Source organism: Chryseosolibacter histidinae (assembly GCF_018598225.1).
In the GTDB taxonomy this organism is placed as follows: Bacteria; Bacteroidota; Bacteroidia; order Cytophagales; family Cyclobacteriaceae; genus Chryseosolibacter; species Chryseosolibacter histidini.
Genome location: NZ_JAHESF010000012.1, coordinates 146,894 through 172,055 on the forward strand (window position 1 = coordinate 146,894; position 25,162 = coordinate 172,055).

Consider the following 25,162-nt stretch of genomic DNA (forward strand, 5'->3'; position numbering starts at 1 on the left):
ATCGGTTCAATTCAAATACAATCGGATCAGATCAGGCTTTTGGCGGCCAGCAGGATAATGATGCTGATCACCATGGCGAAAATATAAAAGGCTGTGTTTCCGGTCTGGATCAGGCGCAGGGTCTTGCTGCTCCAGGTCACCACTTTGCCGGTGCCGTTCACAATGTTGTCGATCACAAGCTTCTCCACCAGTGAGTCAAATACTTTGGAGAGCACATTGAGCGGCTTCACGATCACGGCGTTGTAGAGCTCGTCGATGTAGTATTTGTTGCGCACCAGCTTATGGGCTGCGTTCAGTGTAACGGTATCGGGAGCAGGTACCCGGCGGCCTCTCACATACATGAAGTAAGCGATGAGGATCATCACCAGCGTGAGGCCCACGATCGTGCCCATCAAGGTGAACTCGGTATTGTGGTCAAGATGATGGTGTGCTTCAGACAATGCTTTTGACTGCGCGAAAACCGGATCAAGGAAATGGTTCAGCGCGTGGCTTCCGCCCAGCACTTCAGGTACGCCCATAAATCCACCTACGAGTGAAAGCACGGCCAGCACCATCAGTGGAACGGTCATACTCTTCGGCGATTCGTGGATATGATGTTTTACTTCTTCCGATGCCCTGGTGCTTCCGGAGAATGTGAGGAAGAACAGGCGGAACATATAGAAGGCTGTGAGCAGCGATGCGAAGGCGGCGAATCCCCAGATGACAGGGCTGTGTGCAAAGGCGTTTGCCAGGATCTCGTCTTTAGAGAAGAAACCCGCGAACGGAGGAATACCCGCGATGGCCAGCGTGCCGATGAGGAATGTGAGGAAAGTGACCGGAAGATATTTTCTCAGTCCACCCATGTTGCGCAGGTCCTGTTCACCGCTCAGGCCGTGGATCACACTGCCCGCGCCGAGGAACAACAGCGCTTTGAAGAACGCGTGCGTCGCCATGTGGAAGATACCAGTGGTATAAGCACCCACGCCGAGGGCAACGAACATCAATCCTAACTGGCTCACGGTAGAATACGCGAGCACTTTTTTGATATCGGTCTGGGCAATGGCGATGGTGGCAGCGAATACCGCAGTAGCGAGCCCGATGATGGTAACGATCTCAAGCGAGAACGGCGCCAGTGTATACAACACATTGTTACGGGCGATCATGTAGATACCTGCCGTAACCATGGTTGCCGCGTGGATGAGCGCAGACACAGGTGTAGGACCGGCCATCGCGTCAGGCAGCCAGGTGTACAATGGGATCTGGGCGCTTTTTCCGATGGCGCCTACAAATAACAGGATCGTGATCCACGTGATGAACTCAGCGCCTGCCGGGAATTCTCCGGCTTTGGCGAATACATCCTGATAGTTGATGCTGCCGAAATGAATGAAGATGAGGATAACACCCAGGATCAGCCCGAGGTCACCGATGCGGTTCATGATAAAGGCTTTCTTGGCGGCATCGTTGTAGTCCTGGTTCTTGAACCAGAAGCCGATGAGCAGGTAAGAGCAGAGGCCTACACCTTCCCAGCCTACGAACATGAGCAGATAATTGGAGCCCATCACCAGCAACAACATGAAGAAGATAAAGAGGTTCAGGTACATGAAGAAGCGGTGGAAACCGTCATCGTCATGCATGTAACCTACGGAGTATACGTGGATCAGGAATCCTACGCCGGTGATGATCAGCATCATCAGGGAGCTGAGCGGATCTACGAGAAATGAGAACGATACCGAAAAGTTGCCGGCGCTGATCCAGTCAAAGGCGGTAAAGGTCAGTGACGACTGTCCTTCAGGTGCGTTCAGAAGGCCGATGAACAGTGCTATCGAGATCACAAACGAAACGAACACCGATCCGCAGGCGATGAATGAGACCCATCCTTTGGTCAGGTTCCTGTTGACCAGTCCGATGAAGAGAAAACCCAGGAGGGGAGCGAGCGGTATAAGACCAATCAAATCACTCATTACCATTTCAGTTTATTCAGTACGTTAATATCGGTTGTGCGTGTGTTGTGATAGATCACGATGAGGATCGCCAGGCCCACGGCAACTTCCGCGGCAGCCACGGCCATGATGAAGAAAACGAATACCTGTCCGGAGCCGTCGCCGTGGTAAGCAGAGAACGCTACCAGCAATAGGTTGACGGCATTCAGCATGAGCTCGATACACATGAAGATGATGATGGCATTTCTGCGGTACAGTACACCCAGCACGCCGATCACGAACAAGGCAGTGCTCAGCCAGATGTAGTAGTTCAGCGGGATGCCCTGAACGGCCTGCGTTATGTTCTCGTTCATTTGGTAAGTTCTTTTATGTTGGTGGTAATGTTCTGGTTTGCAACGCTTGCCCGTCCGTTCTTCTTGTGCGTGGGTTCGGCGGTTCTTTTCATGTGTGTTTTAGCCAGCATGACAGCGCCTACCATGGCAGCCAGCAGCAGGATAGAAACGATCTCGAAGGGCAGGAGAAACTCGTTGAACAGCAGGTTGCCGAGCACCTTTACTTTGCCGATGTTGCTGACGGTGCTGAAGTCAACCTGTGAAGCTTCTGCACCACGCAGGGCAGCCACTACAACCATCATAAGCAGGCCGGCGGAGATCACGGCGGCAAACCTCAGGTAATTGCTTTTGTGCGCCTCATCTTCTTTGTTGAGGTTCAGGAGCATGATCACATAGAGGAAGAGCACCATGATGGCACCCGCGTAAACGATCATGTGCACGGCAAACAGGAACTCTGCGCTCAGCAGCAGGTAATGGCAACCCACACAAACGAAGGTGATCACCAGGTACAGTACACTATAGATCGGGTTCCTCGAAAATACCACCATCAGTGCGCTCAGCACTGCCAGGAAGGAGAGGAAATAAAACGCGTATAAAGTCACGATACTTTGTAGTTAATATTTTGGATACCCGCCTTGAAAGGCGGGGCTAAAATTAGTCCATTCCGGATTCTAACTCCTAAATCTATATTCTAAATTCTACTTATTGTGGCTGAACTCTTTGTGTTTTTTAAATTCCAGCACAGCAGGGGTCTGCCGTTTGGTAACATCAATTCGTTTATCAACAGGTTCTACCAGTTTGTCTTTTCCGTAAATGAATTCGTCCCTTCCGTACTCGGTGGTCACGAGCCTGTCGGTAAGGAAGATCGCTTCCTTGGGGCAGGCTTCTTCGCAGAGACCGCAGAAGATGCAACGCAGCATGTTGATCTCGTAGGTGGTTGCATACTTCTCTTCGCGATACAGATGCTCTTCACCTTTTTTGCGCTCGCCCGAGGTCATGGTGATGGCTTCGGCAGGACAGGCTACGGCGCAGAGACCGCACGCGGTGCAACGCTCGGCACCTTTGTCGTCACGTTTCAGCACATGGTGGCCGCGCCATACGGGGCTGAACTCTCTTTTCTTTTCAGGATATTTTATCGTGGCCTTTCTTTTGAACAGGTGCTTCAGGGTAATGATGACCCCGCCCAGAATAGCCGGGAGGTAGATGCGCTCCGCAAAGGTCATCTCTTTCTTAACTACAACTTTCGATCTTCCTGATAGGGATTGCATGGCAATTTCTCCTTGTTATTTTTTATTGTGTCAAAATCATTACCAGTCCTGTGATGGCAACATTCAGGATCGCCAACGGGATCAGTACTTTCCAGCCCAGGTTCATGAGCTGGTCGTAGCGGAAGCGCGGCAGTGTCCAGCGCACCCACATGAAGAAGAAGATAAAGAACCCGATCTTCAGGAACAGCGCCACGGTGCCAAGAATGGTCACCACGTTCGGCGCGAGCCCCAGGTCGTTCATGAACGGGAAATTGTATCCTCCGAAATAAAGTGTCGACATCACGGCAGATGATGTGAACATATTGATGTATTCGGCAAACAGGTAGAAGCCGAGCTTCATGCTGCTGTATTCGGTGTGGTATCCGCCCACCAGCTCCGTTTCAGTTTCGGGCAGGTCGAACGGCATCCGGTTACATTCCGCGAAAGCGCAGATGATGAAGATCATAAAACCTACCGGCTGATACACGATGTTCCACAGGTTCCATTGGTCGCCGATGCCACCGCCCTGCATGCTGCTGATCTCGCTCAGGCTCAGGGTGCCGGTGATCATGATCAGCGCAATGATGGAGAGGCCCATGGCCAGCTCGTAGCTGATCATCTGTGCCGAAGCGCGGATGGCGCCCAGCAGTGAAAATTTGTTGTTCGATGCCCAGCCTCCCACCATGATGCCGTAGACACCGAAAGAAACAACGGCAAAGATGTAGAGGATGCCGATGTTGAGGTCGGCGATCTGAAGGTTGTATTGTGTTCCATTGATCTCCAGCGTTCCGCCCCACGGGATCACCACCCCGGCCATGATGGCGGTGAGCATGGCGATACACGGGCCGATGATGAACAGCGTTTTGTTCGATACGTTGGGAATGATCTCTTCTTTCATGAACATCTTCACACCGTCGGCAAGCGGTTGGAGCAGCCCGAAAGGACCGGCCCTGTCAGGACCCACGCGGTCCTGGATAAAGGCGGCCACTTTCCTTTCCAGGTACGTGGAGTACATGGCCACCAGCAGGGTGATACCGAACACTGCGAAAACGAGAATTAGCTTAAAGGTCAGAACTTCACTCATGCTGAAAGTGTGTTATTGGCGTCAAGTTGTTTTCCTGCCTGAAACTTGAGCTGGCGCTCAACATCCTGCTTCAGCTTCAGCAGATCGATCTTTTCATAATGGTTCTGTGCGATCACGGAGCCGCGGTCTATGTGACGCGGGCCTTCCACCACCCAGTGTTTCATGTCTTTGTGATCGTAGCGGCATTCGTTGCAGATGAACTCCTTCACTTCGCCGTATTGGTCTTTGCGCGCCGTTACACGCAATACATCTTCTCCTTTTGTCCACAGCACCACTTTGCCGCTGCACTTGGGGCAATCCCTGTGCGCATCCAGCGGCTTGGTGAACCACACCCTGCTCTTGAAGCGGAATGTTTTATCGGTCAGCGCGCCCACGGGACACACGTCGATCATGTTGCCCGAGTAGTCGTTGTCGATCGCCTTTTCAATGTAGGTGCTGATCTCCGCATGATCGCCGCGGTTCAGTACGCCGTGAACGCGGTTGTCGGTGAGCTGGTCAGCCACATAGGTGCACCGGTAACAGAGAATGCAGCGGTTCATGTGCAGCTTGATCTTGTCTCCGATATCGATCGGCTCGAAAGTTCTGCGCTCTTCTTCGTAACGTGTTTTGGACATGCCATGCTCGTAGGCAAAGTTCTGCAGGTCGCACTCGCCAGCCTGATCACAGATGGGGCAGTCCAGCGGGTGATTGAGCAGCAGGAATTCAACCACACCTTTTCTTGTTTCGAGCACCGACGGGTTGGTGATGTTCTCTACCACCATTCCATCCTGGGCCATGGTAATGCATGAGGGCACTAGCTTGGGCATAGGCCTCGGATCTTTCGCCGATCCCGCAGCCACTTTCACCAGGCATGCTCTGCATTTTCCACCGCTGTTCTTCAAAGTGGAATAGTAGCACATGGCGGGAGGAACGATCTCTCCGCCGATCTGGCGGGCAGCCTGGAGGATGGTTGTGCCTTCAGGTACCTCAGTTACTATTCCGTCTATTGTTACTTTTATCATTCCTTAATTCTGATATCAGTTTAAATATAAATTTCGAGTTGCCAGCTGTGAGCTTCGAGTAGCTCCAATTGAAGCGCTCCCTCGCAGCTCAAAGCTTGTAGCTCGCGGCTATTCTATGCCGCTACTACCGCGTTCCGCTCCGATACAAAAGGTTCCTTTTCAAAATGTTTCGGATCCTTTACTTTCTCAGGATACTTGATGTGATATTCAAATTCTTCCCGGAAGTGACGGATCGCGCTGGCTACCGGCCAGGCTGCTGCGTCGCCCAGCGGGCAGATGGTATTTCCTTCGATCTTTTTGGCAACATCCACCAGCAGGTCGATGTCACTCATTTTTCCATGGCCGGTCTCTATCCGGTGCAACACTTTTTCCATCCAGCCTGTTCCTTCGCGGCAGGGTGAGCACTGACCGCATGATTCGTGGTGATAGAAGCGCGCGAACGTCCAGAGGTTTCTCACGATGCAGGCTGTTTCATCCATCACAATAAATCCGCCGGAGCCCAGCATCGAGCCGCTGGCAAAACCACCGTCGGCGAGCGATTCGTAGCTCATCACCCGTGGTTCTCCCTTCGCATTTTTCAGGAAGAGGTCGCCCGGCAGAATCGGTACGGAAGATCCGCCGGGAATAACGGCTTTCAATTTTCTTCCTTTCCAGATACCACCACAGTATTCATCCGAGTACAGGAATTCTTCTACGGGAAGTCCCAGCTCGATCTCATACACACCGGGTTTGTTGATGTGGCCCGAGGCGGAGATCAGCTTGGTGCCGGTGCTTTTGCCAACACCGATCTTGGCGTATTCATCTCCACCGATGTTGATGATGGGAGGCACCGCCGCGATGGACTCAACGTTGTTTACTACTGTGGGGCAGTTATACAGACCAACCACGGCAGGGAACGGGGGTTTATTTCTTGGGTTGCCGCGTTTTCCTTCCAGTGATTCGATCTGCGCTGTTTCTTCGCCGCAGATGTAAGCGCCTGCACCGGAGTGAACATATACTTCAAGCGAGTAGTCGGTGCCGAGAATATTCTTTCCGATAAATCCGGCAGCGCGTGCTTCTTCGATCGCTTTTTCAAGGATGGGGAAGATCCAGCGGAATTCGCCGCGCATGTAGATGTAAGATGCTTTTGCTCCCAGCGCATAGCTCGATACGATCATGCCTTCGATCAGCGCATGGGGAATGTACTCCATCAGGTAACGGTCTTTGAAAGTGCCGGGCTCGCTTTCATCCGCGTTGCAGATGAGGTAGCGGGGTTTGTCAGACTTCCTGTCGAGGAAGCTCCACTTCATCCCGGTAGGGAAACCTGCGCCACCGCGTCCCCTGAGTCCTGATTTCTTCACTTCTTCCATCACGGCGTCAGGCGTCATGGTCTTCAGCGCTTTCTCTACGGAGGCATAACCGCCCTGCTTCCGGTATACTTCAAACGATCTGATACCGGGTACGTCGATGTCTTTTAATAATAACTTCCTTCCCATTTTTATATACCGTTATTTTCCAGGGGTCACAGGATACGGCGATCCGTAATCCGGTGATGGAACATTATGCGTTTCTTTTAATTTGTTGAGCACCTCGTCCATTTTTTCAACGGAGAGGTTTTCGATGTAATGGTTGCCCACCTGCATCATCGGCGCGCTGCCACACGAGGCGAGACACTCCACTGTTTTCAGGGTGAACATTCCGTCGGCTGTCGTTTCTCCTTCCTTGATGCCGAGCTTCTGTTCGAGATACTGGATGATGTCGTCGGAGCCGCGCAGCCAGCAGGGGCCTGTACGGCAAACTTCCAGCACACACTTGCCAACGGGCTGCAGGTTGTACATCGTGTAGAACGATGCCACCTCGTATACTTCGATGGGCTTTATGTTGAGGATGCCCGCCACATAATCCATGGTCTCGGTACTGAGCCATCCGCCAAATTCAGCTTGCGCGATGTGGAGCACAGGAAGCAAAGCAGACTTCTGCCTTCCTTCCGGATATCGTTTTATGATCTTCTGCACCAACGCCATCGCGGCATCGGTGAACTGTACAGGTTTGGTATCAGCCATTTTGTAAGTACGAATTACGAGGTACGAAGTACGAAGACCAGGGACCTCACTATTTATTTCAATTCACTCTTTCTTAGGTACGAGGTACGATCCCGATAGCTCTCGGGAACGAGGTACGTTTTGCCCGTATTTACACCTTGCCTACTGCTCATTGCCTACTGCCTACTATTCTAAGCGTCCAGCTCTCCGGCGATCACGTTCATGCTGCTCATGGTGAGGATCGCATCGGAGATGTTCGTGCCTTTGATCATTTCAGGGTATGCCTGATAATAGATAAAGCACGGCCTTCTCATGTGCAGCCTGTAAGGGGTTCTTCCGCCATCGCTGATGAGGTAGAAGCCCAACTCACCGTTGCCGCCTTCAACACAGTGATAAACTTCGCCTTTCGGCACATCGGTCTCACCCATCACGATCTTGAAGTGATAGATGAGCGCCTCCATATTATTATACACCTCCTGCTTGGGAGGCAAATAGAAATCAGGGACGTTAGGGGAGAAGTAAGGGCCGTCAGGCAGCTTCTCGATGGCTTGCCTGATGATGCTCAGGCTTTGCCACATTTCTTCCTGGCGCACCATGAAACGGTCATAGGTATCGCCATTCAGGCCTACAGGTATTGTAAAATCGAAATCCTCGTAAGATGAGTACGGGTTCATCACACGTACGTCATAATCGACACCGGCGGCACGCAGGTTAGGACCCGAGAAGCTGTAGCTCAAAGCACGCTCGGCTGTGATAGGTCCGGCGCCGATGGTACGGTCCATGAAGATCCTGTTGCGTTTCACCAGGTTCTCGAATTCTTTGAGGGCTTGCGGATATTCTTTCAGGAACTTGTCGATCTTGGCCCATGCCTTGTCGGAGAAATCGCGCTCGAAGCCGCCGATCCTGCCAATGTTGGTGGTGAGGCGCGCGCCGCAGATCTCTTCGTAGATCTCGTAGATCAGCTCGCGGAACTGGAACAGGTAAACGAATCCCGTCAGGGCACCGGTATCCACCCCGATCACCGTGTTACAGATAAGGTGATCAGAAATGCGGGCCAGCTCCATGATGATCACACGCAGGTATTGCACACGCTTGGGGATCTCTGCGTTGATGAGCTTCTCCACGGTCATGTGCCACCCGATGTTGTTGATGGGAGCGGAGCAGTAGTTCATCCGGTCCGTGATCGGTGTGATCTGGTTGAACGGCCGGCGTTCCGATAATTTTTCGAAGGCACGGTGAATGTAACCAATGGTAGGCTCGGAGTGAATGATCACTTCGCCATCCATGGTAAGCACATTCTGGAAGATGCCATGCGTGGCCGGGTGTGTGGGGCCGAGGTTGAGGGTAGTGTACTGTTTCTGTTCTACCTCGGTGCTGGTGGTGTTTATGATCTCTTCTTTTGCCATGCTTATCGTCCGAACATGTAGTCCTTTTTGTCTTCACGGGTCTGGTCTTCCAGCGGGTATTCTTTCCGCAGCGGGTGGATGATCATGTCTTCCACGTTCAGGATCCTTCTCAGGTCAGGATGCCCGGTGAACTTCACGCCGAAGAAATCGTAGGTCTCGCGTTCCATCCAGTTTGCGCCGGCGAATACCGTTGTGAGTGTGGGTGTTACCGGGTTCTCGGCGGGCAGAAAGATCTTCAACCTGATGCGCCAGTTGTTCACCAGGCTGTGAAGCTGGTACATGATGGCGATCTGGCCTGCTTCAGGATAGTGAATGCCACAGAGTGTGGTCAGGTACTGAAACTTCGCTTCGCTGTGATCATACAAATACTGGATGATCTCAACGATGTTCTCCTTTTTCAGGTTGATGGTCAGGAAATCGTAAGGCGTTTCCACAGAAAGGATCTCACCTTCGAATTTCTCCTTTATAATGCTGACAATTTTCTCTTGAACCGTACTATCCATGGGGTTATTCAATGCCATATTTGTTCAGCATGGCCTTGTATTCCGGTGAATCTCTTCTGCGGAAGGATTCCGTTTCTACGAGGTGCTGAATTTTCATAATGCCGTCAATGATCTGTTCAGGGCGGGGAGGGCAGCCCGGCACGTAAACATCTACCGGAATAATGCGGTCGATGCCCTGCAATACGCTGTAGGTGTCGAAGATGCCACCGCTGCAGGCACAAGCGCCAACGCTCAGCACCCACCTGGGTTCGGCCATCTGCTCATAAACCTGGCGCAGTACGGGTCCCATCTTCTTGGCAATGGTACCCATCACCATCAGCAGGTCTGCCTGCCTTGGCGAAAAGCTGAGGCGCTCAGATCCGAAACGGGCCAGGTCGTAATGCGCTCCCATAGTGGCCATGAACTCGATGCCACAACAGGAGGTGGCAAACGGAAGAGGCCAGATGGAATTCTTGCGGGCCATACCCACTACCTTTTCCAGGCTGGTGGCAAAAAAACCTGCACCTTCGTAGCCTTCCGGCTTTTCAACGAGCGTGATCGGTTTAATATCTGAAGTAGCTTGCATCTCTCTTGTTTCTGTTAATCTTCCCACTCTAAAGCCTTTTTCCTGATAATATAGAAGAAGCCCACCAGCAGCAAGCCGATGAACACGATCATTTCAATGAAGCCCGTCACGCCGAATTCTTTAAAATTCACCGCCCAGGGGTACATGAAGATCACTTCCACATCAAAAAGCACGAATAAAATAGCCACCAGGAAGTATTTGATAGGAAAAGCCTGGCGCGCGTTGCCCCTTGGCTCGATGCCGCATTCGAAAGATTCGAGCTTTACCTTGGTCTTGCGTTTGGGACCCAGCCAGTGGGTGACCACCATGGTGACAGCCACAAATCCGGCTGCCAGCAGGAACATCAACAAAATCGGTAAATAGTCAACTAAGCCGGGGTTCGTCATAAATCACGTTAAAAGGCGGCCAAAATTAAGTTTAATTTTCAGTACAAAATATTATTACCTGCAATATTCTGACATCAATTGCGAAAACAAATAAAACCCACTTTTTGCTTAAATCCACGCTGAAAATCCCGAATTTCAATAAGCGGTGGAGGTGCAGAAAATGCACCGTTTCCCAGGCCCTGGTTATTCTCTTCTGCAATCGGTTGAGAACAGTGCCTTCAGAACAAAGCAAACGGGATTATTGTTACCTTGCCTCGCACGCCATAGCTTAGCGACGGCGTGTGATGGAACTCTAATTACATTTTAATCTCAATACATTTTAATCTCATTTTCAACATTGTCACTCATTGAAAAAGTTCGGGCGGTAGAGGAGGTGTTTCAGGGGCTCGACAACGCGATTTCTGCTTTCCAATCGTGGTCAACCTTACATTGCAAAACAGGGTGCGGCAAATGTTGTTTTAAACCTGATATCGAAGCAACGGCGCTGGAGTTCCTGCCGTTTGCCCACTATCTTTATGAGCACGATGAAGCCTACGCCTGGCTCGACAAGCTGCAGGCCTCAGACCAGGAAATATGTCACATCCTGAATCCTTCGCAGCATGGCGTTGGATTGTGCTCCGAGTACACACACCGCGGACTGATCTGCCGGCTCTTCGGATATTCGGCCCGGGTGAACAAGTATGGCACCCGTGAGCTGGTGACCTGCCAGATCATCAAAACAGAACAACAGACCGCTTATGAGCAGACACAGCAGCAGGTTGCAGGGGGAGCGGCTTTACCTGTGATGAATCAATATTATATGCAGTTGCATGCGATCGATCCGGAGCTGGCGCGGAATTTTTATCCAGTCAACCAGGCGATCCGCAAGGCCATAGAAACAGTGCTTCACTACTATGCTTACCGAAATTAAACTGAAGGCGCTCTTCCCCTTGATGCTGTTGCTGATGGCCTTCTGCGCAGCGAACGGTCAGGATACAGTAGATATCAAACCTTTCGAACGTTACTGGACCAAACCCCACATCATTCCCAAGATCGGCGTTGGCGCCCAGGAAACAGCTTTTGTAGAGGCGGGCATTGCATGGCATAAGATCTATGTTCATCCCCTCGCCCTGGCTTCCGCAGGACCGTACTTTACCATCGACGGATTGATCAAGGACGACGAGCCCATCTTCGGCCCCAAGATCGGATATGAAGTCACCGCAGGATTGTTCGGCCTCGCGGCAGACATGACCTACTACACTGATTTTGATAACGAGTCACTAATGCTGACACCCAGGGCGGGCGTGACTTTGCTGGGATTTGCCAACCTGTTCTACGGCTACAACATCAACCTCTCGCCCCAAGAACCTTTCAAGATCATTTCACCCAACCGCTTCTCATTGATCTTTAATATCAATACGGATTATTTCAATTTGCGCTCCGCCGCGAAGAAACCGAAGAAACCGTGAAGAGTCCACAGTCGACGGTCCACAGACCACAGTAATTCGGGTCACATCGACGATTAGTCTGCAGCAATTTAAAAAGTTACACATCGACTTGACGGTTCACCGCTCGTCCGTGGACTGTCGACTGTGGACCGTGGACTCTTCAACATCAATGATCAACCGGCGCAGCTTCTCCTTTCTGCGTCCATTTCTGCAATAACCCCTTCGCATTCATCGTCAGTAATTTTCGTGAGGTGAGGTAGTGGATCACACGTTCTTCCGTGTAGTGATGAAGCGGAAGCAGGATGGAGATCAGTCCGATCTTGATGGCCAGAATTTTCCAGGGTTCGCCGTGGGTCCAGTGGTGGATCTGGTTATCGGCCAGCAGGATGATGAACTCGAACAGGAAGATGAATGCGAAGAAACCCAATATACGGATGGTGCTCTTGGAAACACTGAAGGCCCCCAGCATCACCAGCACGATGAACACACCCGCGATGCCTGCCGTGATGCCCATGTATTGAATGTTATGCCGTTCGCGGCGCGCCTCTTCAGCCTGCAGCAGCTCTTTCTCTTTTCGTTTGTTCTCATTGTCAACTTCCAGCAAGAGCAGGTCTTTTTCAGTCGACATTTTTTCAAGACTGTCTTTATAATGATGGTACCGGGCCTTTTGCGCATAGGCATTGCGGTAATCTCCAAGCGCCTGGTAAGTAGAATCGAGATTGGCGTGAATGTCTTTCAGGTTTTCTATGTTCTTTGTTTCTTCTGCGATCTTCTTCGCTTTCAGCCAGTACTCCAGCGCTTTCTGATGGTCGCCTTTCTTTTTGAAGAATTGCGCGAACTGGCTATAGAACCATGAGACGTTAGCCTTGTTGACCTTGGCCTCAAAACCTTTTTCTGCCTTTCTGTAATAATAAAGGGCGGAGTCATAATTACCGGTTGAAGCATGGGCAGATGCGTAGAACTGGTGCAGAAAGTAATCGAAGTCAGCCTGCAGCAGGAACTGTTTCAGCTCAGGTTTCTCCCGGAGATAATCAAACGCTTTTTTTCCTTCGTTGATCACCAGATATTGATTGAGGATACCGAAATAGGCGTTGAGCTTGTAAACGTTGAGCTTCAGGCTGTCTGACAAGGTCACAACAGTTTCATAATACCGCGTAGCCAGGTCGTATTGTTTGTTGCGTGAATAGATGTAGCCGAGATACTGGTAGGCATTCAGGCGGTCATAGGGCTTGTTAAACCTGGTTGTCAGATCTTTCACCTTAAAAAGATAGTCCTTCGATTTTTCGTAGTCTCCCAGCTCGGCATAAAAATCCGACATGTTATAACAAGAGTTCGTCATCAGCGAATAATTGTTAAGGCTCTCGGCCAGGTTCATGCCCTGCAGATAGTTCCGGAAGGCAAGGAGCTTTTCTTCGCGGTTCAGATAGGTGTCGCCAAGCGAATTGAAGGCCATTACTTTTAATGAGTCATTGTCGAGCACCGAAGCCATGGAAACCGCGAGCGTATTGTAGTTCAGCGCCTTGTCGTTCTCGCCATTGGCTCTTGCACCTTTGGCCAGGTAGAGATAGGCCCACGCGGTATAATCGTCTACGTGGCTGGACTTGGCAAGGTCGAGCGCCCGCTGGCCGAACTGAATGGCCTTCTCGATGTATTCCTGACGTCCGTTCGAATAGAAGTAGCGGTCTGCATTGGATAGTAGCGCCTTGAGCATCAGGATCCTGTCACGGCTCTGCTCGGCGATCTCCAGCTGCTGGCTTCCGTACTGGTCAGACAGGGGCGTGTTGATGTTCATATAGAACCCCGACAACTCTCCCAGCCAGAAGATCTTTTGAAGCGGAGTTTGTGCCTGTTCCAGGTTTCTTTTGAGGCTGTCGGTCAGCGGCGCGTTCTGTGACTGGCTGAAGTCCTGCGACTGAGCGAGAAAGAAAACGAATACGATGGCCGTTGTGAGTACACTTTTCTTCATGGACGCGGTTAATGGTGCCTCTAAAATTACAGAACGTTCACCACTGCACAGTGTGAAGACGGCGTTAATTTTTATACAGCATGATGTCGAGGGTAGTCCTGATCACGCTTCTGCTAATGGTGGGAAGCACGGGTTTGGGAGTGATGAGCCTGGCGCGGGAGGCCGGTGTTTCCGGCGGAGTTTGCGCCCATACAGAAATGGCCACCAGCAGGGCAACGAGAATGCCCAGGATCATGGTCAGCGCTTTATGGTCGATACCCCGTTTCATGTCTTGCCCTTGGCGAATGTTGTGCCAGCTCCCCGGAAGTTGGTTTTCTGAAGAAATTTCAATGTTTTGGCGGATGGGTTGTACGGTTATGAACAACTGATCACAGCCTTCGTACAGAATACCCACCGGATGCCGGAGGGTTACAATTTGCGTCAATCAATATTTATCATATCGATTGATCTCTTTTATCGTTAAATTTGTTGAGCATAGACCTTAAAAGTTACTGCGGATGAAAAGAATATTTTTAGGATCGATGGTTTTAGCCGCCCTGCTGCTGATGTCCATGACCCAGGTTGAAACCCCGGCTCCGGCAGAGGAATCGGTGGTAAAATGGATGACCTTCGAGCAAGCCGTTGAAAAGTCGAAGACAGAAAAAAGGAAGATCATCATCGATGTTTATACAGACTGGTGTGGCTGGTGCAAGGTGATGGACAAGAACACTTTCAACGATCCGGAAGTGGCCAGGCTGCTCAATGAAAAATTCTATCCCGTTAAATTCAATGCAGAGCAGACAGCAGACGTTGTCTTTCGCGGAACTACTTACAAGTTTGTGTCTTACGGGAATAATGGCACGCACCAGCTGGCAGCGGTGCTGCTGAACAATCAGCTCAGCTACCCGTCAATTGTTTTTGTTGAAGAAGACTTCAAATCAGTTTCTCCGATCCCCGGATTCAAGAAACGGGAAGAGTTCCATAAGATGCTCAGCTATTTTATGACCGGCTACTACAAGAATGGCGATGCCGGCAGAGCAGAATTCGAAAAGATCTACAAATCACCGTATTCGGTGAGTAACCCCTGAAATTGGGGAGCGAATAGCCACGACCTTAAGGTCGTGGAAATAATAAAAAAGCCTCGCGGAGATTACCACGAGGCTTTTTGTTGATATTGCTACGGGAGGTAATCAATTTTTCTTGTCTTGTTCCTTTTTTGTTTTCAGGAAGTCAACGTATCCCAATGCTGTGGCAAAACCAATCAGCACTGCTACGATGGCGATAAAAACATTAGCTCCGTCTCCGATATACTGTTGAAACATGGTTGTTTTTGATTTTCATGACAAATCTATGGGTTTCACACGAAATCAGAAATGAATTTTGAGTTAAAATTGTGCATACGATTGTAACATGACGAAAGTATTGATGCTGAGCAACTCAACCCTTCCGGGAACTCCTTTTTTTACCTGGCCGAGGCCCTGGGTTCAGGAATTTTTAAAAACAGAGATCAGGAAACTGCTGTTCATCCCCTTCGCGGCCGTCACTTTCTCCTTTGATGAATATGAAGAAAAAGTGAAGGAGGTATTTGAGGCGCTGGGCTATGATGTGCAAAGTGTTCATCGTCAGAAAGATAAGAAACAGGCCGTGGCACAGGCGGAGGCCATCATCACGGGCGGCGGCAACACCTTTGCCCTGCTTGCGCGGATGTATGAGTTTGACCTGCTGGAAATTGTGCGCAAAAAGGTGCAGTCAGGCACACCTTACATCGGCTGGAGCGCAGGCGCCAACCTGGCGTGCCCCACCATCATGACCACCAACGATATGCCTGTGGTCAGGCCACCCTCATTTGAAGCGCTTGACCTCGTTCCCTTCCAGATCAACCCACACTACCACGAGCTGAAGTTCGAAGGACAGGGAGGTGAAACGCGCAAAGAAAGGCTGGAAGAGTTCCTCGTAATGAACCCCTCGAAAAAGATCATCGGCCTGCCCGAAGGAATGCTGTTGCAAAGGAATGGAGACAACCTTGTGTTGCGTGGAAACGGTGTTGCGAAACTCTATAAACATGGGAAACCGGTTGAAGAACTTAAGCCGGACCACGATCTTAGTTTCCTGTTGTAATAGTAGGCAATAGGCAAATTACGATCGCAGGCGATCGTAGCAGTAGGCAATTGCTCCTATCACGTTTGGAGAGACCTTCAATAGAATCATGGCTTTCCTGAAAAATAAGAACCGTAGCGTACCTTGACAATAGCTGTGCACTTGCCTATTGTCCCGATGACTATCGGGATTTGCCTACTGCCTACTATTCTCAGATTCCCAGCTCCGCTCTGTTTCGCCGAAGTACGTCGATAATAAAAGCGATGTGCTCCTGTAAGTCAACCCCGAGCAGCTCCGCGCCTTTGTAAACTTCTTCACGGTCTACTTTTGCTGCGAAGCTTTTGTCTTTTAATCTTTTGATCACCGATTTGGATTCGAGGGTGGCGATACCGTCTGGCCGCACCTGGCAGCAGGCTACAATAAAACCGGTGATCTCGTCGCATGCCAGCAAGGCTTTATCGAGCTGGTTGGTGTAGGGCACGTTCCACTTGGTGTAGTGGGCCGAGATGGCGTGAGCGATCTTCTCTTCACCGGCATCGCGAAGCTTCTGCACGATCACGCCGGGGTGTTGTTCGGGGTGAACTTCATAGTCTGCATCGTGCAACAGTCCCGCTACTGCCCATTCTTCCTTGCTCTCTCCGAATTTATCTGCGTAGGCTTCCATAACAAGCTCTACGGTGCGCATGTGCCGTAGCAGGCTTGCGCTCTTCGTCATCTCTGCCAGGAGCTGACGCGCTTCAGTCAGTGTGATCATCGGAAGGTTCAGGGGGTTATGAGTTTCCGCTTCTTGTCGAGGTAGAAGAGGTTGAAAAGTGCCAGCACAACGAGAATGCCCAGGATCACCAGGATGATGAAAAGCCGGCTGTTGCGCAGCTGCAAGGTCTTGATCTCGTCTTCTTTTTTGAGCATGTCGAGCTCGCGTTCTTTTTCCTGGAAGTCCATCACCATCTCCATCTGTGCAATGTTGCGGCTGCTCTCTTCACCGTAGATCTTTTCGCGTGCCTCGTCGTATTTCAGCTGCATCTCATAAGCTTCTTTCCATTTGCCGAGGTTGGAGAAATTTTCAGCGCTGGCCTTGTAGATGGTGGGCAGCGTGGTGAAGGCCTGCAGCTCCGTGCTCAGGTTGGTGGCCTGCTCCAGGTATTGCTGCGCCGGCTTCGGCTGCCGTGCCTTGGTAAAGGTGATGCCCAGGTTGGTAACAATGTTCAGTATACCCAGCTTGTTGTTGTTCTGTTCTTCGATGCTGAGCGCTTTTGTGTAATGCTCAACCGCTTTCTGGTAGTTGCCCTGCCGGAAGAAGATGTTGCCAATGTTGGTCAGGGGATCGGCAAACGCTGCCCCGGCCTTTTCGCTGAGCTGATACGCCTCCGAATAGTATTTGTGCGCTTTCTCGTACAGCTGGATGTCGCTGTAAAGGTTGCCCAGGTTGTTCATGGAGCCGATGATGCGGTACTGGTCGCCGAGCTGGTTGAGCAAATTATACGACTCTTCAAGATAACGCATGGCCTGGCCGTAGTCTTTCTTGATGGAGTAAATGTTGGCGATGTTGTTCTTGGTGGTGGCGATCCCTTCTTTGTTATTGAGGTCCGTGTAAAGCTTCATGGAGGTGATGTAATACTCCAGCGCTTTGTCGAGGGCGCCCTGGTTTCGGTAGGCAACGCCGAGGTTGTTATACGATGCTGCCATGCCCCGCTTGTCGTCGATCTCGCTGGCAAGGTTGAGGGCTTCGCGTGTGTAGCTCAAGGCCTTGACGGGATCTGAGGTCAGGTTGGCCCTGAAGAGCTCGTTGAGCGTCTTCACTTTTTTATCGCCCTGAATGGTATCCAGCAATGCTAACAGGCTATCGGTTTTCTGCCCCAGCACGGGGGAAGACACCAGAACCCACAAAAGAAGGTTGAGTATCGATTTTCTGATCATAAATCTATGATGTGCGGGGTTAAAATTAAGATATTTCTGCATATTAAGATAGAATCATCCGCTGACGTAATTTTGAATTGCGTTGATGCATGAAATGATCCAACTTCCGCTAAAATCCTGAATATGATCAAAAGACTATCGGTAACCGTTGCCCTTGTTCTCATGACAATGTTTAGCCATCAAAGTTATGGACAGGCAACACCTGACGAAACTGCCATCAAAGAAGTGATCAACAGCCTTTTCAAAGGAATGGAGCTGGGCGACAGCGCCATGGTGCACAAAGCGTTCACACGTTCTCCCGTAATGGCTACTGTATTCCGCAATCAGCAGAACGAACCGGTGCTGCGCCAGGAAAATTCACTTGATGGTTTCCTGAAAGCGGTGGGCACACCCCACAAAGAGGTGTGGTATGAAGAGATCTGGAACCTGAAGATCCAGCAGGACGGTGACCTGGCACAGGCATGGTGCGACTACGCCTTCTATGCCGGCAAAAATTTCAGTCACTGCGGCGTGGATGCTTTTCATTTGCACAAAGGCAAGGATGGTTGGAAGATCGTTCATCTTGCCGATACCCGAAGGAAATCCGGGTGTCAGATACCAGAAGAGATCAAGAAGAAAAGGAGCAAGGAATAAGAATTAAGGAGTAAGAATAAGTACGAGATACGAGGTACGAAGTACGTTAGAGCGCGTCCGTACCTCGTATTTCGTACCTCGTACCTAAAAACACATACTATGAAAAAAACACTGTTACTTCTCATCTTGGTTGCACTCGCGTTTCAGGGATCGGCCCAGATAACCACTTTCATCCTGGTGCGTCATGCGGAAAAGGCGAGTGATGGTACGGATGATCCGGATCTCAGGTCTGAGGGACTCGAACGCGCCGGGAAGTTTGCAGCGTTGTTCAAAAATACATCGGTAGACGCCGTCTATTCAACACGTTATAAAAGAACCAGGAACACCGTGGCTCCGCTGGCGCAGCAGAAAGGGCTCGAGGTGCAGGTGTACGATGCTGCAAAACCCGAAACGATCGATGCCATCATCAGCAAATATACCGGTGGAACTGTGGTGATCGGCGGCCACTCCAACACCATACCACAGATCGCCAACCTGCTCACAGGCAAGGATGAATACAAAACGTTCCCCGACACAGACTATGGTAATATCCTCATTGTTACCGTGCTCGAACGCGGTAAGGCTGCTAAAGTCACGTGGCTCAACTACTAAGTACGAGGTCATGCTAAGTACGAAATACGAGGTACGAAGTACGGAATGCCGGCTACGTAGTAACGGTATGGTTTTTATCCGTACCTCGTACTTCGTACCTCGTACCTTGTATTTTATGCTTCGTACCTCGTACGTCGTATTTCGTACCTTTAACCATGGCGTTGCTTCAATTCACTGACAGAGGAATATTTTGTGAGCGGGCAGGTGTTTACCTCGATCCGTGGAAGCCTGTGGATAAAGCGATCGTCAGCCATGGCCATTCAGACCACGCGCATTGGGGCCACAAACATTACCTGTGCACACAAGACGCCATGCCGGTGATCAGGCACCGCCTCAACCTGCAGGATAATATTCAAACCCTTGCTTACGGAGAAACACTCAACATCAATGGCGTGGATTTTTCATTTCACCCGGCGGGCCATATTCCCGGGTCTGCGCAGATCAGGGTAGAACATGGCGGCGAGGTGTGGGTTTTTTCGGGCGACTACAAACTGCAGCACGATGGCATCTCCACACCTTTTGAACCGGTGAAGTGCAACGTGTTCATTACTGAGTCCACGTTCGGTTTGCCCGTGTACAAATGGAAACCGCAGCAGGAGGTTTTCGATGAGATCAATGCGTGGTGGCGGAACAATCAGCAGCAGGGAAAAACTTCCGTCATCGCGGGTTATACCCTGGGCAAAGCACAACGGATCCTGAAAAATGTAGACGCCTCCATCGGCAGGATCTTTACGCACGGCGCCGTAGACTCCATCAATGAGGTGATGCGGCAACAAGGTTTTGTTTTACCGGAAGCACCACGTGTGACAGATGAGTTCAAAAAGCCCGACCTCCAGGGAGCCCTGATCGTGTGCCCGCCTTCTGCGCTGGGTTCGCCGTGGATGCGCAGGTTTCTGCCGTATTCGCTGGGTGTTGCCTCTGGCTGGATGAAGCTGCGTGGCACCCGGAGAAGACGTGGTGCAGACAGGGGTTTCGTATTGTCTGACCATGCAGACTGGGATGACCTCAACCTCGCCATCCGCGAAACCGGCGCCAGCAAAGTATTCGTTACGCATGGCTATGCAGAAATATTCTCGCAATGGCTCAGCTCCAGGGCCATCGAAGCTTACGAAGTAAAGACCCGGTTCGAGGGAGAGTTGGGGGAGATAGATGAGAGTGCGAAGGAGGAAGGGCAGGTTTAAAGTTGCAGGTTTAAAGTTATAAGTTGGGGTAGGTTACCGGTTGCCAGTTGCCGGTTTGCCGGTTCAGTGTGGAGTAAACTTCCACTTTTCGGGTTCTGTTCAGGATGAGGCAAAGCACTATCGTTGACCTGGCACAACTTTAAACCTTAAACTTCAAACTTTAAACCTTGAACCGAACTTGGAAACTTAACCCAGTCTAACTGGCAACTGGTAACCGGCAACTGGCAACCTTTCTATGAAACACTTCACGCGCCTTTTCACAGACCTCGATCAAACCACCAAAACCCTGGGCAAGATCAAAGCGCTGATCGATTATTTCGGAAAAGCTTCAGACCAGGACAAGTTGTGGGCTATCGCCCTGCTTTCTCACCGCCGGCCTAAGCGCACCGTGAATGCCAATTACCTGGCGCAGTGGGCTAACGAGCTTTCAGGACTTCCCGAATGGTTGTTCTATGAATCCTACACTGTGGTGGGTGACCTGGCGGAGACCATTACGCTTGTGTTGCCTTCTGAATTTGAAGAATCGGATTTCAGCCTCACGTACTGGATCGATTTTATCAAGGCACTGGAGCCGCTGGAAGTACCCGAGAAAAAAGAGAAGATCCTCTGGGCCTGGGGACAGCTCAATGAGACAGAACGTTTTGTATTCAACAAGCTCATCACGGGAGGTTTTCGCATCGGTGTTTCACAACAACTGATGGTGAAGGCACTGGCCAAATTCGCCGATGTAAAGGAAAATGTTGTGGCGCACAGGCTCATGGGCAACTGGTCGCCGGAGCTCGATACATTCAGCGGGTTGCTCTACACAACGGACGGCACCGATGTATCGAAGCCTTACCCATTCTACCTCGCCTATGCATTAGAAGACGACGTTCACACATTGGGTGAGCCGCATGAGTGGATAGCCGAACGTAAATGGGATGGCATCCGCGGGCAGGTGATCGTCAGAAGCGGTCAGCTTTTTGTGTGGTCGCGCGGTGAAGAGCTCGTCACCGACAAATATCCTGAGTACCAGGAGATGCTGAAGCTGCTGCCGGACGGAACCGCCATCGACGGAGAGATCCTTCCCTTCAAGGGCGATCTCCCCATGGCATTTGCGGCCCTGCAAACCCGTATCGGAAGAAAGAACCTGTCGGCGAAATTGCTGAAGGAAGTACCGGTTGCCTTCGTTGCTTATGATGTGCTGGAATGGCAGGGTGAAGACATAAGGACCTGGAAATTTGAAGACCGACGGGCGAGGCTGGAAGCGATCTGCCCCGTCAATCACCCCGTGCTACGGCTCTCGCCTGCTGTAACGTTCGACACGTGGGAGCAGCTGGCGCTTGAACGGGAACGGTCACGCGAGTTTCTCAGCGAAGGCATCATGCTCAAACGCAAAGATTCTATTTACCGGAACGGAAGGAGGAGGGGCGACTGGTGGAAATGGAAGATCAACCCGTTCACCGTGGATGCTGTGATGATCTACGCTATGCGTGGTCATGGAAGAAGGGCCAACCTGTATACCGATTATACCTTTGCCGTCTGGGATGGCGATCAGCTGGTTCCTTTCACCAAAGCGTACAGCGGCCTTACGGATGAAGAGATCCGGGAAGTTGACCGGTGGGTAAAACAAAATACGGTGGAGCGGTTTGGTCCCGTGAGAAGTGTAAAACCCGAGCTGGTCTTCGAGATCGCTTTTGAAGGCATCAACCGTTCGAGTCGTCACAAATCGGGCATCGCGCTCCGGTTCCCGCGGATGGCGCGGTGGAGGAAAGACAAAACGGCGAGCGAGGCAAACACACTGAATGATTTGAATTCACTGTTGAGATTTTCAGAAGCGGGGAGGTAGTTTAAAGTTTGAAATTTAAAGTTTAAAGTTAGGAGCAGTGTGAACTACGCTTTCGGGCTCTGTTCAAGGTGAAGAAGTAAACCCGATCGTCGACCTGGCACAACCTTAAACCTGAAACTTTAAACCTGAAACCTGAAACTTTAAACTAAACCCAATCTCTTTAAGTAACCGCCGACTGTTAACAGAAAGTTAATCTTTTGAAGTAACGCAGCAGTTTGCATTTTGTTTAGTAAATTAGGCACATGCGGTTGGGGATCATTATTCTTTTGTGGTTATTGGCGCTTGTTGTTTCAGCACAGCAGAGCGCTGATGAGATCCGCAAGAGCATCTACTTCGGCGGCGGAAGCTATTACATCTCCGAAGATCAGGGTGTCGACCTCCATCACTGGCTCGATTCCATTCCCAACCTGCTTGAGAAATACGATATCCACCTGATCAGCCATACCGATCCCATTGGCGGCAAAGAGTACAACGAATGGCTTTCGCGCATGAGAAGCGGTGCTGTGCTGGGCCTCCTGCTGCAAAGAGCCATCCCCGAGCACAAGATCACCATCAAAGACTGGGGCCTCGAAAACGCCGTCTACAGCAACGACTCCTACGAGGGCATGCAAATGAACCGGCGGGTGGACGTCATTCTATACCCGATAATCTTTTGAAAAGGTTGCTGGTTGCCAGTTGCCTGTTGCCGGTCGTTAGTTTAAAGTTTCAGGTTTAAAGTTTGAAGTTGTGCCAGGTTGACGATTCTGCTTCGTTTCATTTGAACAGAATCCGCATTGGTAACGCACGCCCGTCCCAACTTTAAACCTGAAACTTTAAATCTTAAACTTCCCCACCCCCAGTTCGTTTCCGGACACCATTTTTCATATCCGAACGGGCTGGATTGCAATAAAAAGCGTTTATTTTTGGTCTGAAGCCTGATATTTTCATTGGCACCATTATTGGCATTCGCAGGAATGCTTTAGTGAATAAGCCGCTTATTGTACGATAATTAACCATCCAACCATGATAAAACTACGCGATATTGATAAGTATATCGATTCACGCTTCCAGCGGACCTTCATCCTCAAGGGCGTCAACCTCGATGTGCAGCAGGGTGAATTTCTGACCATTATGGGTCCCAGCGGGGCAGGCAAATCTACCTTGATGAACATCATCGGCATGCTTGACGAGCCGTCGGCAGGAGAATACTACTTCTTCGATGAGCCGGTGCATAAAATGAAGGAGAAGCAGAAATCGGATATGCACAAGAATTACATCGGTTTCATCTTCCAGGCCTATCACCTGATCGATGAGCTCACGGTGTATGAAAATATCGAAACCCCGCTGTTGTACAAAGGTGTGAGTGGCAGCCAGCGCAAGAGTATGGTGGCTGAGATGCTTGACCGTTTTAACATGGTTGCCAAAAAAGATCTTTTCCCCGAGCAGCTCAGCGGTGGCCAGCAGCAGCTGGTGGGCATTGCCCGCGCCATTGTGGGGCAGCCCAAATTATTGCTGGCCGATGAGCCCACCGGTAACCTTCATTCAGACCAGGGTAAACAGATCATGGAGATCTTCAAGAAGCTGAACGAAGAGGGTATTACCATCATCCAGGTAACGCACTCAGAAGAAAATGCCCGTTACGGCAAGCGTATCATTAAGGTGGCCGATGGTGCTGTTGTAGAAGATAATCTGGTATTAGAAAGAGTTTAAAGCTAACGTGATGAAAAAGCATTTTTTTATCCCAGTCATACTGGTGGCACTGGGGTTTTCCGGCCAGGCGCAGGAAGAAAAACCTTTGAGGCTTACCTATAATGAGGCGATCAAGATTGCCATGAAAAGTAATGTGACTCTCAATCAGCAGAAAAATTTCTTGCTGTCGAGTGAGGTGCAACGGAATCAGAGCATTGCGGCGTTTCTTCCCAGCTTAGGCATTCAGGGGTCTGTCAATCACACAGATGGTCAGCAGCCCAGTCCTGAGACGGGAGACCTGGAAGACCTTAGTGTTGACAACGTGAGTGCCAGCTTACAGGCAGGGGTGACGATCTTCAACGGTTTCAACAGGATCAACACCCTCAACGCTAATATAAACCAGTTCAAGGCTCAAGCTGCCTTTGTCAAACGTAGCGAACAGGATGTTGTGTTCAATGTTACAAACCAGTACCTGCAAGTTTTGCTGGACCAGGAGCTGTTGAAGATCGCCCAGGAAAGTTTCAAGGCTCAATCTGTTCTGCTCGATCAGCTGAAAGAGCAGGTCAGGCTTGGCGCGCGCGCTGAATCAGACCAGTATACCCAGGATGCCCAGGTCAGGAATCTCGAACTTATCGCATTACGTGCAAAAGTTACCCTGGAGAATGATAAAGCGTTGCTGGCCCAGACCCTGCAGCTCGATCCTGCGGTTCCCTTTGATGTTGAGCTTCCAAGGATCGACAATTCCTTTAATATCAATGGTGTGAGCGTTGACAGCCTGTATGCCATCGCCGTGGCCAACAGGGAAGACCTGAAGCGCGCAGACTATCAGGCAAAAGCAAACCTCTATGCATACAAGGCATCCATCAATACGTATCTGCCGAGCCTCAACGCATCAGCATCATACGGGTCTCAGTATGTATCTACGCTGAAGCCTGATCCCGCTTACGGTACCTTCTCCAATCAGTTCCGTAACGTGTTCCCGAGATTGTCCTACGGTGTAAGTCTCACGATACCCATATTCGATCGCCTGCAAACCAGGAACAACAGGGTGTTCAATAAAATGACCTACGAGAATTCGAAGATCGTGCGAGACAACGTTGAAAAAACCATCAAGATCGATGTAAAAAGAACTTACAATAATTACCTGACCGCTATTGAATCATACGAGGCCAGCCAGATCCAGTACCAGGCCGGTGAGCTGGCGCTCAAAACCCAGCAGGAAAGCTTTATCCTCGGGATTTCCGCACAGGTGGCGCTTGCACAGGCAAACCAGACCTTTGTTCAGGCGGCTGCTTCAAGGGCACAGGCTGAAATTACGCTCGTGTTCCAAAAAATGCTGCTTGACTACGCGCTGGGAACGCTTAATCCCCAGAGTATTATTGAGCAGTAGAAATCCCTGAAATTTTATTAT

At 50.6% G+C, this 25,162-nt stretch carries 28 protein-coding genes; 11 read left to right on the plus strand and 17 right to left on the minus strand.

Annotation, left to right across the window (positions count from 1 at the left end):
• Window positions 1-26: 26 nt before the first annotated feature.
• From nuoL to KK083_RS14060, 12 genes are all read right to left on the minus strand, one after another.
• Complete coding sequence (gene nuoL, locus KK083_RS14005) at window positions 27-1,946, minus strand: NADH-quinone oxidoreductase subunit L (protein ID WP_254163873.1); 1,920 nt, start codon at window positions 1,944-1,946, stop codon at window positions 27-29.
• Window positions 1,940-2,272 (minus strand): NADH-quinone oxidoreductase subunit NuoK, encoded by a 333-nt coding sequence (nuoK, locus tag KK083_RS14010; protein WP_262899522.1) that lies wholly within the window; start codon window positions 2,270-2,272, stop codon window positions 1,940-1,942. Before nuoK ends, nuoL begins: the two co-directional genes overlap by 7 nt.
• Window positions 2,269-2,853: an NADH-quinone oxidoreductase subunit J family protein gene (locus KK083_RS14015; RefSeq protein WP_254163874.1), complete on the minus strand. Its 585-nt coding sequence runs from the start codon at window positions 2,851-2,853 to the stop codon at window positions 2,269-2,271. Before KK083_RS14015 ends, nuoK begins: the two co-directional genes overlap by 4 nt.
• A gap of 96 nt (window positions 2,854-2,949) precedes the next feature.
• The gene (locus tag KK083_RS14020) at window positions 2,950-3,519 is read right to left on the minus strand and encodes a NuoI/complex I 23 kDa subunit family protein (RefSeq protein ID WP_254163875.1); all 570 of its coding nucleotides are present in this window, start codon (window positions 3,517-3,519) and stop codon (window positions 2,950-2,952) included.
• A gap of 22 nt (window positions 3,520-3,541) precedes the next feature.
• The gene (nuoH, locus tag KK083_RS14025) at window positions 3,542-4,582 is read right to left on the minus strand and encodes an NADH-quinone oxidoreductase subunit NuoH (RefSeq protein ID WP_254163876.1); all 1,041 of its coding nucleotides are present in this window, start codon (window positions 4,580-4,582) and stop codon (window positions 3,542-3,544) included.
• Window positions 4,579-5,583, minus strand: coding sequence for an NADH-quinone oxidoreductase subunit G (locus KK083_RS14030; RefSeq protein ID WP_254163877.1), 1,005 nt, complete (start codon window positions 5,581-5,583; stop codon window positions 4,579-4,581). Before KK083_RS14030 ends, nuoH begins: the two co-directional genes overlap by 4 nt.
• A gap of 113 nt (window positions 5,584-5,696) precedes the next feature.
• Window positions 5,697-7,058 (minus strand): NADH-quinone oxidoreductase subunit NuoF, encoded by a 1,362-nt coding sequence (gene nuoF, locus KK083_RS14035; protein WP_254163878.1) that lies wholly within the window; start codon window positions 7,056-7,058, stop codon window positions 5,697-5,699.
• Between the two features lie 12 nt (window positions 7,059-7,070).
• Window positions 7,071-7,625: an NADH-quinone oxidoreductase subunit NuoE gene (nuoE, locus tag KK083_RS14040; RefSeq protein ID WP_254163879.1), complete on the minus strand. Its 555-nt coding sequence runs from the start codon at window positions 7,623-7,625 to the stop codon at window positions 7,071-7,073.
• Window positions 7,626-7,795: 170 nt separating this feature from the next.
• Window positions 7,796-9,010, minus strand: a complete 1,215-nt coding sequence (locus tag KK083_RS14045) for an NADH-quinone oxidoreductase subunit D (protein WP_254163880.1) — start codon at window positions 9,008-9,010, stop codon at window positions 7,796-7,798.
• 2 nt (window positions 9,011-9,012) lie between these two features.
• Complete coding sequence (locus KK083_RS14050; RefSeq protein ID WP_254163881.1) at window positions 9,013-9,513, minus strand: NADH-quinone oxidoreductase subunit C; 501 nt, start codon at window positions 9,511-9,513, stop codon at window positions 9,013-9,015.
• A gap of 4 nt (window positions 9,514-9,517) precedes the next feature.
• A complete protein-coding gene (locus tag KK083_RS14055; protein ID WP_254163882.1) occupies window positions 9,518-10,078 on the minus strand; it encodes an NADH-quinone oxidoreductase subunit B in 561 nt (186 codons plus the stop codon).
• Between the two features lie 14 nt (window positions 10,079-10,092).
• Complete coding sequence (locus KK083_RS14060; RefSeq protein WP_317195228.1) at window positions 10,093-10,422, minus strand: NADH-quinone oxidoreductase subunit A; 330 nt, start codon at window positions 10,420-10,422, stop codon at window positions 10,093-10,095.
• A 379-nt stretch (window positions 10,423-10,801) separates the two neighbouring features.
• Here KK083_RS14060 and KK083_RS14065 point away from each other — a divergent pair, with 379 nt between their 5' ends.
• Complete coding sequence (locus tag KK083_RS14065) at window positions 10,802-11,374, plus strand: YkgJ family cysteine cluster protein (RefSeq protein WP_254163884.1); 573 nt, start codon at window positions 10,802-10,804, stop codon at window positions 11,372-11,374.
• Window positions 11,358-11,912 carry a hypothetical protein gene (locus tag KK083_RS14070; protein WP_254163885.1) on the plus strand — a complete coding sequence of 185 codons (555 nt, stop codon included), beginning with the start codon at window positions 11,358-11,360 and terminating at the stop codon, window positions 11,910-11,912. Before KK083_RS14065 ends, KK083_RS14070 begins: the two co-directional genes overlap by 17 nt.
• A gap of 145 nt (window positions 11,913-12,057) precedes the next feature.
• Here KK083_RS14070 and KK083_RS14075 read toward each other — a convergent pair whose 3' ends face one another.
• Both KK083_RS14075 and KK083_RS14080 read right to left on the minus strand, forming a co-directional pair.
• The gene (locus tag KK083_RS14075) at window positions 12,058-13,857 is read right to left on the minus strand and encodes a tetratricopeptide repeat protein (protein WP_254163886.1); all 1,800 of its coding nucleotides are present in this window, start codon (window positions 13,855-13,857) and stop codon (window positions 12,058-12,060) included.
• A gap of 64 nt (window positions 13,858-13,921) precedes the next feature.
• The gene (locus tag KK083_RS14080; RefSeq protein WP_254163887.1) at window positions 13,922-14,125 is read right to left on the minus strand and encodes a hypothetical protein; all 204 of its coding nucleotides are present in this window, start codon (window positions 14,123-14,125) and stop codon (window positions 13,922-13,924) included.
• Window positions 14,126-14,354: 229 nt separating this feature from the next.
• Here KK083_RS14080 and KK083_RS14085 point away from each other — a divergent pair, with 229 nt between their 5' ends.
• Entirely contained in the window at window positions 14,355-14,924 is a 570-nt protein-coding gene (locus tag KK083_RS14085; RefSeq protein WP_254163888.1) for a thioredoxin family protein, read from the plus strand.
• A 102-nt stretch (window positions 14,925-15,026) separates the two neighbouring features.
• Here KK083_RS14085 and KK083_RS32520 read toward each other — a convergent pair whose 3' ends face one another.
• Window positions 15,027-15,158 (minus strand): hypothetical protein, encoded by a 132-nt coding sequence (locus KK083_RS32520; RefSeq protein WP_262899523.1) that lies wholly within the window; start codon window positions 15,156-15,158, stop codon window positions 15,027-15,029.
• A gap of 88 nt (window positions 15,159-15,246) precedes the next feature.
• Between KK083_RS32520 and pepE the strand changes: the two genes are divergently transcribed.
• Window positions 15,247-15,954, plus strand: a complete 708-nt coding sequence (pepE, locus tag KK083_RS14090; RefSeq protein ID WP_254163889.1) for a dipeptidase PepE — start codon at window positions 15,247-15,249, stop codon at window positions 15,952-15,954.
• Between the two features lie 190 nt (window positions 15,955-16,144).
• Here the strand turns inward: pepE and KK083_RS14095 are convergent, their stop codons facing one another.
• Together KK083_RS14095 and KK083_RS14100 are read right to left on the minus strand one after the other, a co-directional pair.
• Window positions 16,145-16,687: an HD domain-containing protein gene (locus KK083_RS14095; protein ID WP_254163890.1), complete on the minus strand. Its 543-nt coding sequence runs from the start codon at window positions 16,685-16,687 to the stop codon at window positions 16,145-16,147.
• 8 nt (window positions 16,688-16,695) lie between these two features.
• Complete coding sequence (locus KK083_RS14100; protein ID WP_254163891.1) at window positions 16,696-17,850, minus strand: tetratricopeptide repeat protein; 1,155 nt, start codon at window positions 17,848-17,850, stop codon at window positions 16,696-16,698.
• Between the two features lie 123 nt (window positions 17,851-17,973).
• Between KK083_RS14100 and KK083_RS14105 the strand changes: the two genes are divergently transcribed.
• The 7 genes from KK083_RS14105 (at window position 17,974) to KK083_RS14135 (ending at window position 25,141) form a co-directional block, all read left to right on the plus strand.
• Window positions 17,974-18,483: a nuclear transport factor 2 family protein gene (locus KK083_RS14105; RefSeq protein ID WP_254163892.1), complete on the plus strand. Its 510-nt coding sequence runs from the start codon at window positions 17,974-17,976 to the stop codon at window positions 18,481-18,483.
• 99 nt (window positions 18,484-18,582) lie between these two features.
• Window positions 18,583-19,074: a SixA phosphatase family protein gene (locus KK083_RS14110; RefSeq protein WP_254163893.1), complete on the plus strand. Its 492-nt coding sequence runs from the start codon at window positions 18,583-18,585 to the stop codon at window positions 19,072-19,074.
• Between the two features lie 155 nt (window positions 19,075-19,229).
• Window positions 19,230-20,255: a ligase-associated DNA damage response exonuclease gene (locus KK083_RS14115; protein WP_254163894.1), complete on the plus strand. Its 1,026-nt coding sequence runs from the start codon at window positions 19,230-19,232 to the stop codon at window positions 20,253-20,255.
• A gap of 235 nt (window positions 20,256-20,490) precedes the next feature.
• Complete coding sequence (locus KK083_RS14120; RefSeq protein ID WP_254163895.1) at window positions 20,491-22,083, plus strand: ATP-dependent DNA ligase; 1,593 nt, start codon at window positions 20,491-20,493, stop codon at window positions 22,081-22,083.
• A gap of 242 nt (window positions 22,084-22,325) precedes the next feature.
• Window positions 22,326-22,739 carry an OmpA family protein gene (locus tag KK083_RS14125; RefSeq protein WP_254163896.1) on the plus strand — a complete coding sequence of 138 codons (414 nt, stop codon included), beginning with the start codon at window positions 22,326-22,328 and terminating at the stop codon, window positions 22,737-22,739.
• 346 nt (window positions 22,740-23,085) lie between these two features.
• Window positions 23,086-23,772: an ABC transporter ATP-binding protein gene (locus tag KK083_RS14130; RefSeq protein ID WP_254163897.1), complete on the plus strand. Its 687-nt coding sequence runs from the start codon at window positions 23,086-23,088 to the stop codon at window positions 23,770-23,772.
• Between the two features lie 10 nt (window positions 23,773-23,782).
• On the plus strand, window positions 23,783-25,141 hold the full coding sequence (locus tag KK083_RS14135) for a TolC family protein (RefSeq protein ID WP_254163898.1): 1,359 nt from the start codon (window positions 23,783-23,785) through the stop codon (window positions 25,139-25,141).
• Window positions 25,142-25,162 lie beyond the last annotated feature (21 nt).

What these genes read in the sequence shown, in the direction of transcription:
- KK083_RS14020 (WP_254163875.1), bottom strand. Translation starts at nt 3,519, where the DNA reads ATGCAATCCCTATCAGGAAGATCGAAAGTTGTAGTTAAGAAAGAGATG.
- KK083_RS14100 (WP_254163891.1), bottom strand. Translation starts at nt 17,850, where the DNA reads ATGATCAGAAAATCGATACTCAACCTTCTTTTGTGGGTTCTGGTGTCT.
- KK083_RS14120 (WP_254163895.1), top strand. Translation starts at nt 20,491, where the DNA reads ATGAAACACTTCACGCGCCTTTTCACAGACCTCGATCAAACCACCAAA.
- nuoL (WP_254163873.1), bottom strand. Translation starts at nt 1,946, where the DNA reads ATGGTAATGAGTGATTTGATTGGTCTTATACCGCTCGCTCCCCTCCTG.
- KK083_RS14030 (WP_254163877.1), bottom strand. Translation starts at nt 5,583, where the DNA reads ATGATAAAAGTAACAATAGACGGAATAGTAACTGAGGTACCTGAAGGC.
- nuoH (WP_254163876.1), bottom strand. Translation starts at nt 4,582, where the DNA reads ATGAGTGAAGTTCTGACCTTTAAGCTAATTCTCGTTTTCGCAGTGTTC.
- nuoE (WP_254163879.1), bottom strand. Translation starts at nt 7,625, where the DNA reads ATGGCTGATACCAAACCTGTACAGTTCACCGATGCCGCGATGGCGTTG.
- nuoK (WP_262899522.1), bottom strand. Translation starts at nt 2,272, where the DNA reads ATGAACGAGAACATAACGCAGGCCGTTCAGGGCATCCCGCTGAACTAC.
- KK083_RS14050 (WP_254163881.1), bottom strand. Translation starts at nt 9,513, where the DNA reads ATGGATAGTACGGTTCAAGAGAAAATTGTCAGCATTATAAAGGAGAAA.
- KK083_RS32520 (WP_262899523.1), bottom strand. Translation starts at nt 15,158, where the DNA reads ATGTTTCAACAGTATATCGGAGACGGAGCTAATGTTTTTATCGCCATC.
- nuoF (WP_254163878.1), bottom strand. Translation starts at nt 7,058, where the DNA reads ATGGGAAGGAAGTTATTATTAAAAGACATCGACGTACCCGGTATCAGA.
- KK083_RS14095 (WP_254163890.1), bottom strand. Translation starts at nt 16,687, where the DNA reads ATGATCACACTGACTGAAGCGCGTCAGCTCCTGGCAGAGATGACGAAG.
- KK083_RS14045 (WP_254163880.1), bottom strand. Translation starts at nt 9,010, where the DNA reads ATGGCAAAAGAAGAGATCATAAACACCACCAGCACCGAGGTAGAACAG.
- KK083_RS14055 (WP_254163882.1), bottom strand. Translation starts at nt 10,078, where the DNA reads ATGCAAGCTACTTCAGATATTAAACCGATCACGCTCGTTGAAAAGCCG.
- KK083_RS14060 (WP_317195228.1), bottom strand. Translation starts at nt 10,422, where the DNA reads ATGTTCCTGCTGGCAGCCGGATTTGTGGCTGTCACCATGGTGGTCACC.
- KK083_RS14085 (WP_254163888.1), top strand. Translation starts at nt 14,355, where the DNA reads ATGAAAAGAATATTTTTAGGATCGATGGTTTTAGCCGCCCTGCTGCTG.
- KK083_RS14070 (WP_254163885.1), top strand. Translation starts at nt 11,358, where the DNA reads ATGCTTACCGAAATTAAACTGAAGGCGCTCTTCCCCTTGATGCTGTTG.
- KK083_RS14130 (WP_254163897.1), top strand. Translation starts at nt 23,086, where the DNA reads ATGATAAAACTACGCGATATTGATAAGTATATCGATTCACGCTTCCAG.
- KK083_RS14105 (WP_254163892.1), top strand. Translation starts at nt 17,974, where the DNA reads ATGATCAAAAGACTATCGGTAACCGTTGCCCTTGTTCTCATGACAATG.
- KK083_RS14115 (WP_254163894.1), top strand. Translation starts at nt 19,230, where the DNA reads ATGGCGTTGCTTCAATTCACTGACAGAGGAATATTTTGTGAGCGGGCA.
- KK083_RS14135 (WP_254163898.1), top strand. Translation starts at nt 23,783, where the DNA reads ATGAAAAAGCATTTTTTTATCCCAGTCATACTGGTGGCACTGGGGTTT.
- pepE (WP_254163889.1), top strand. Translation starts at nt 15,247, where the DNA reads ATGACGAAAGTATTGATGCTGAGCAACTCAACCCTTCCGGGAACTCCT.
- KK083_RS14110 (WP_254163893.1), top strand. Translation starts at nt 18,583, where the DNA reads ATGAAAAAAACACTGTTACTTCTCATCTTGGTTGCACTCGCGTTTCAG.
- KK083_RS14125 (WP_254163896.1), top strand. Translation starts at nt 22,326, where the DNA reads ATGCGGTTGGGGATCATTATTCTTTTGTGGTTATTGGCGCTTGTTGTT.
- KK083_RS14075 (WP_254163886.1), bottom strand. Translation starts at nt 13,857, where the DNA reads ATGAAGAAAAGTGTACTCACAACGGCCATCGTATTCGTTTTCTTTCTC.
- KK083_RS14080 (WP_254163887.1), bottom strand. Translation starts at nt 14,125, where the DNA reads ATGAAACGGGGTATCGACCATAAAGCGCTGACCATGATCCTGGGCATT.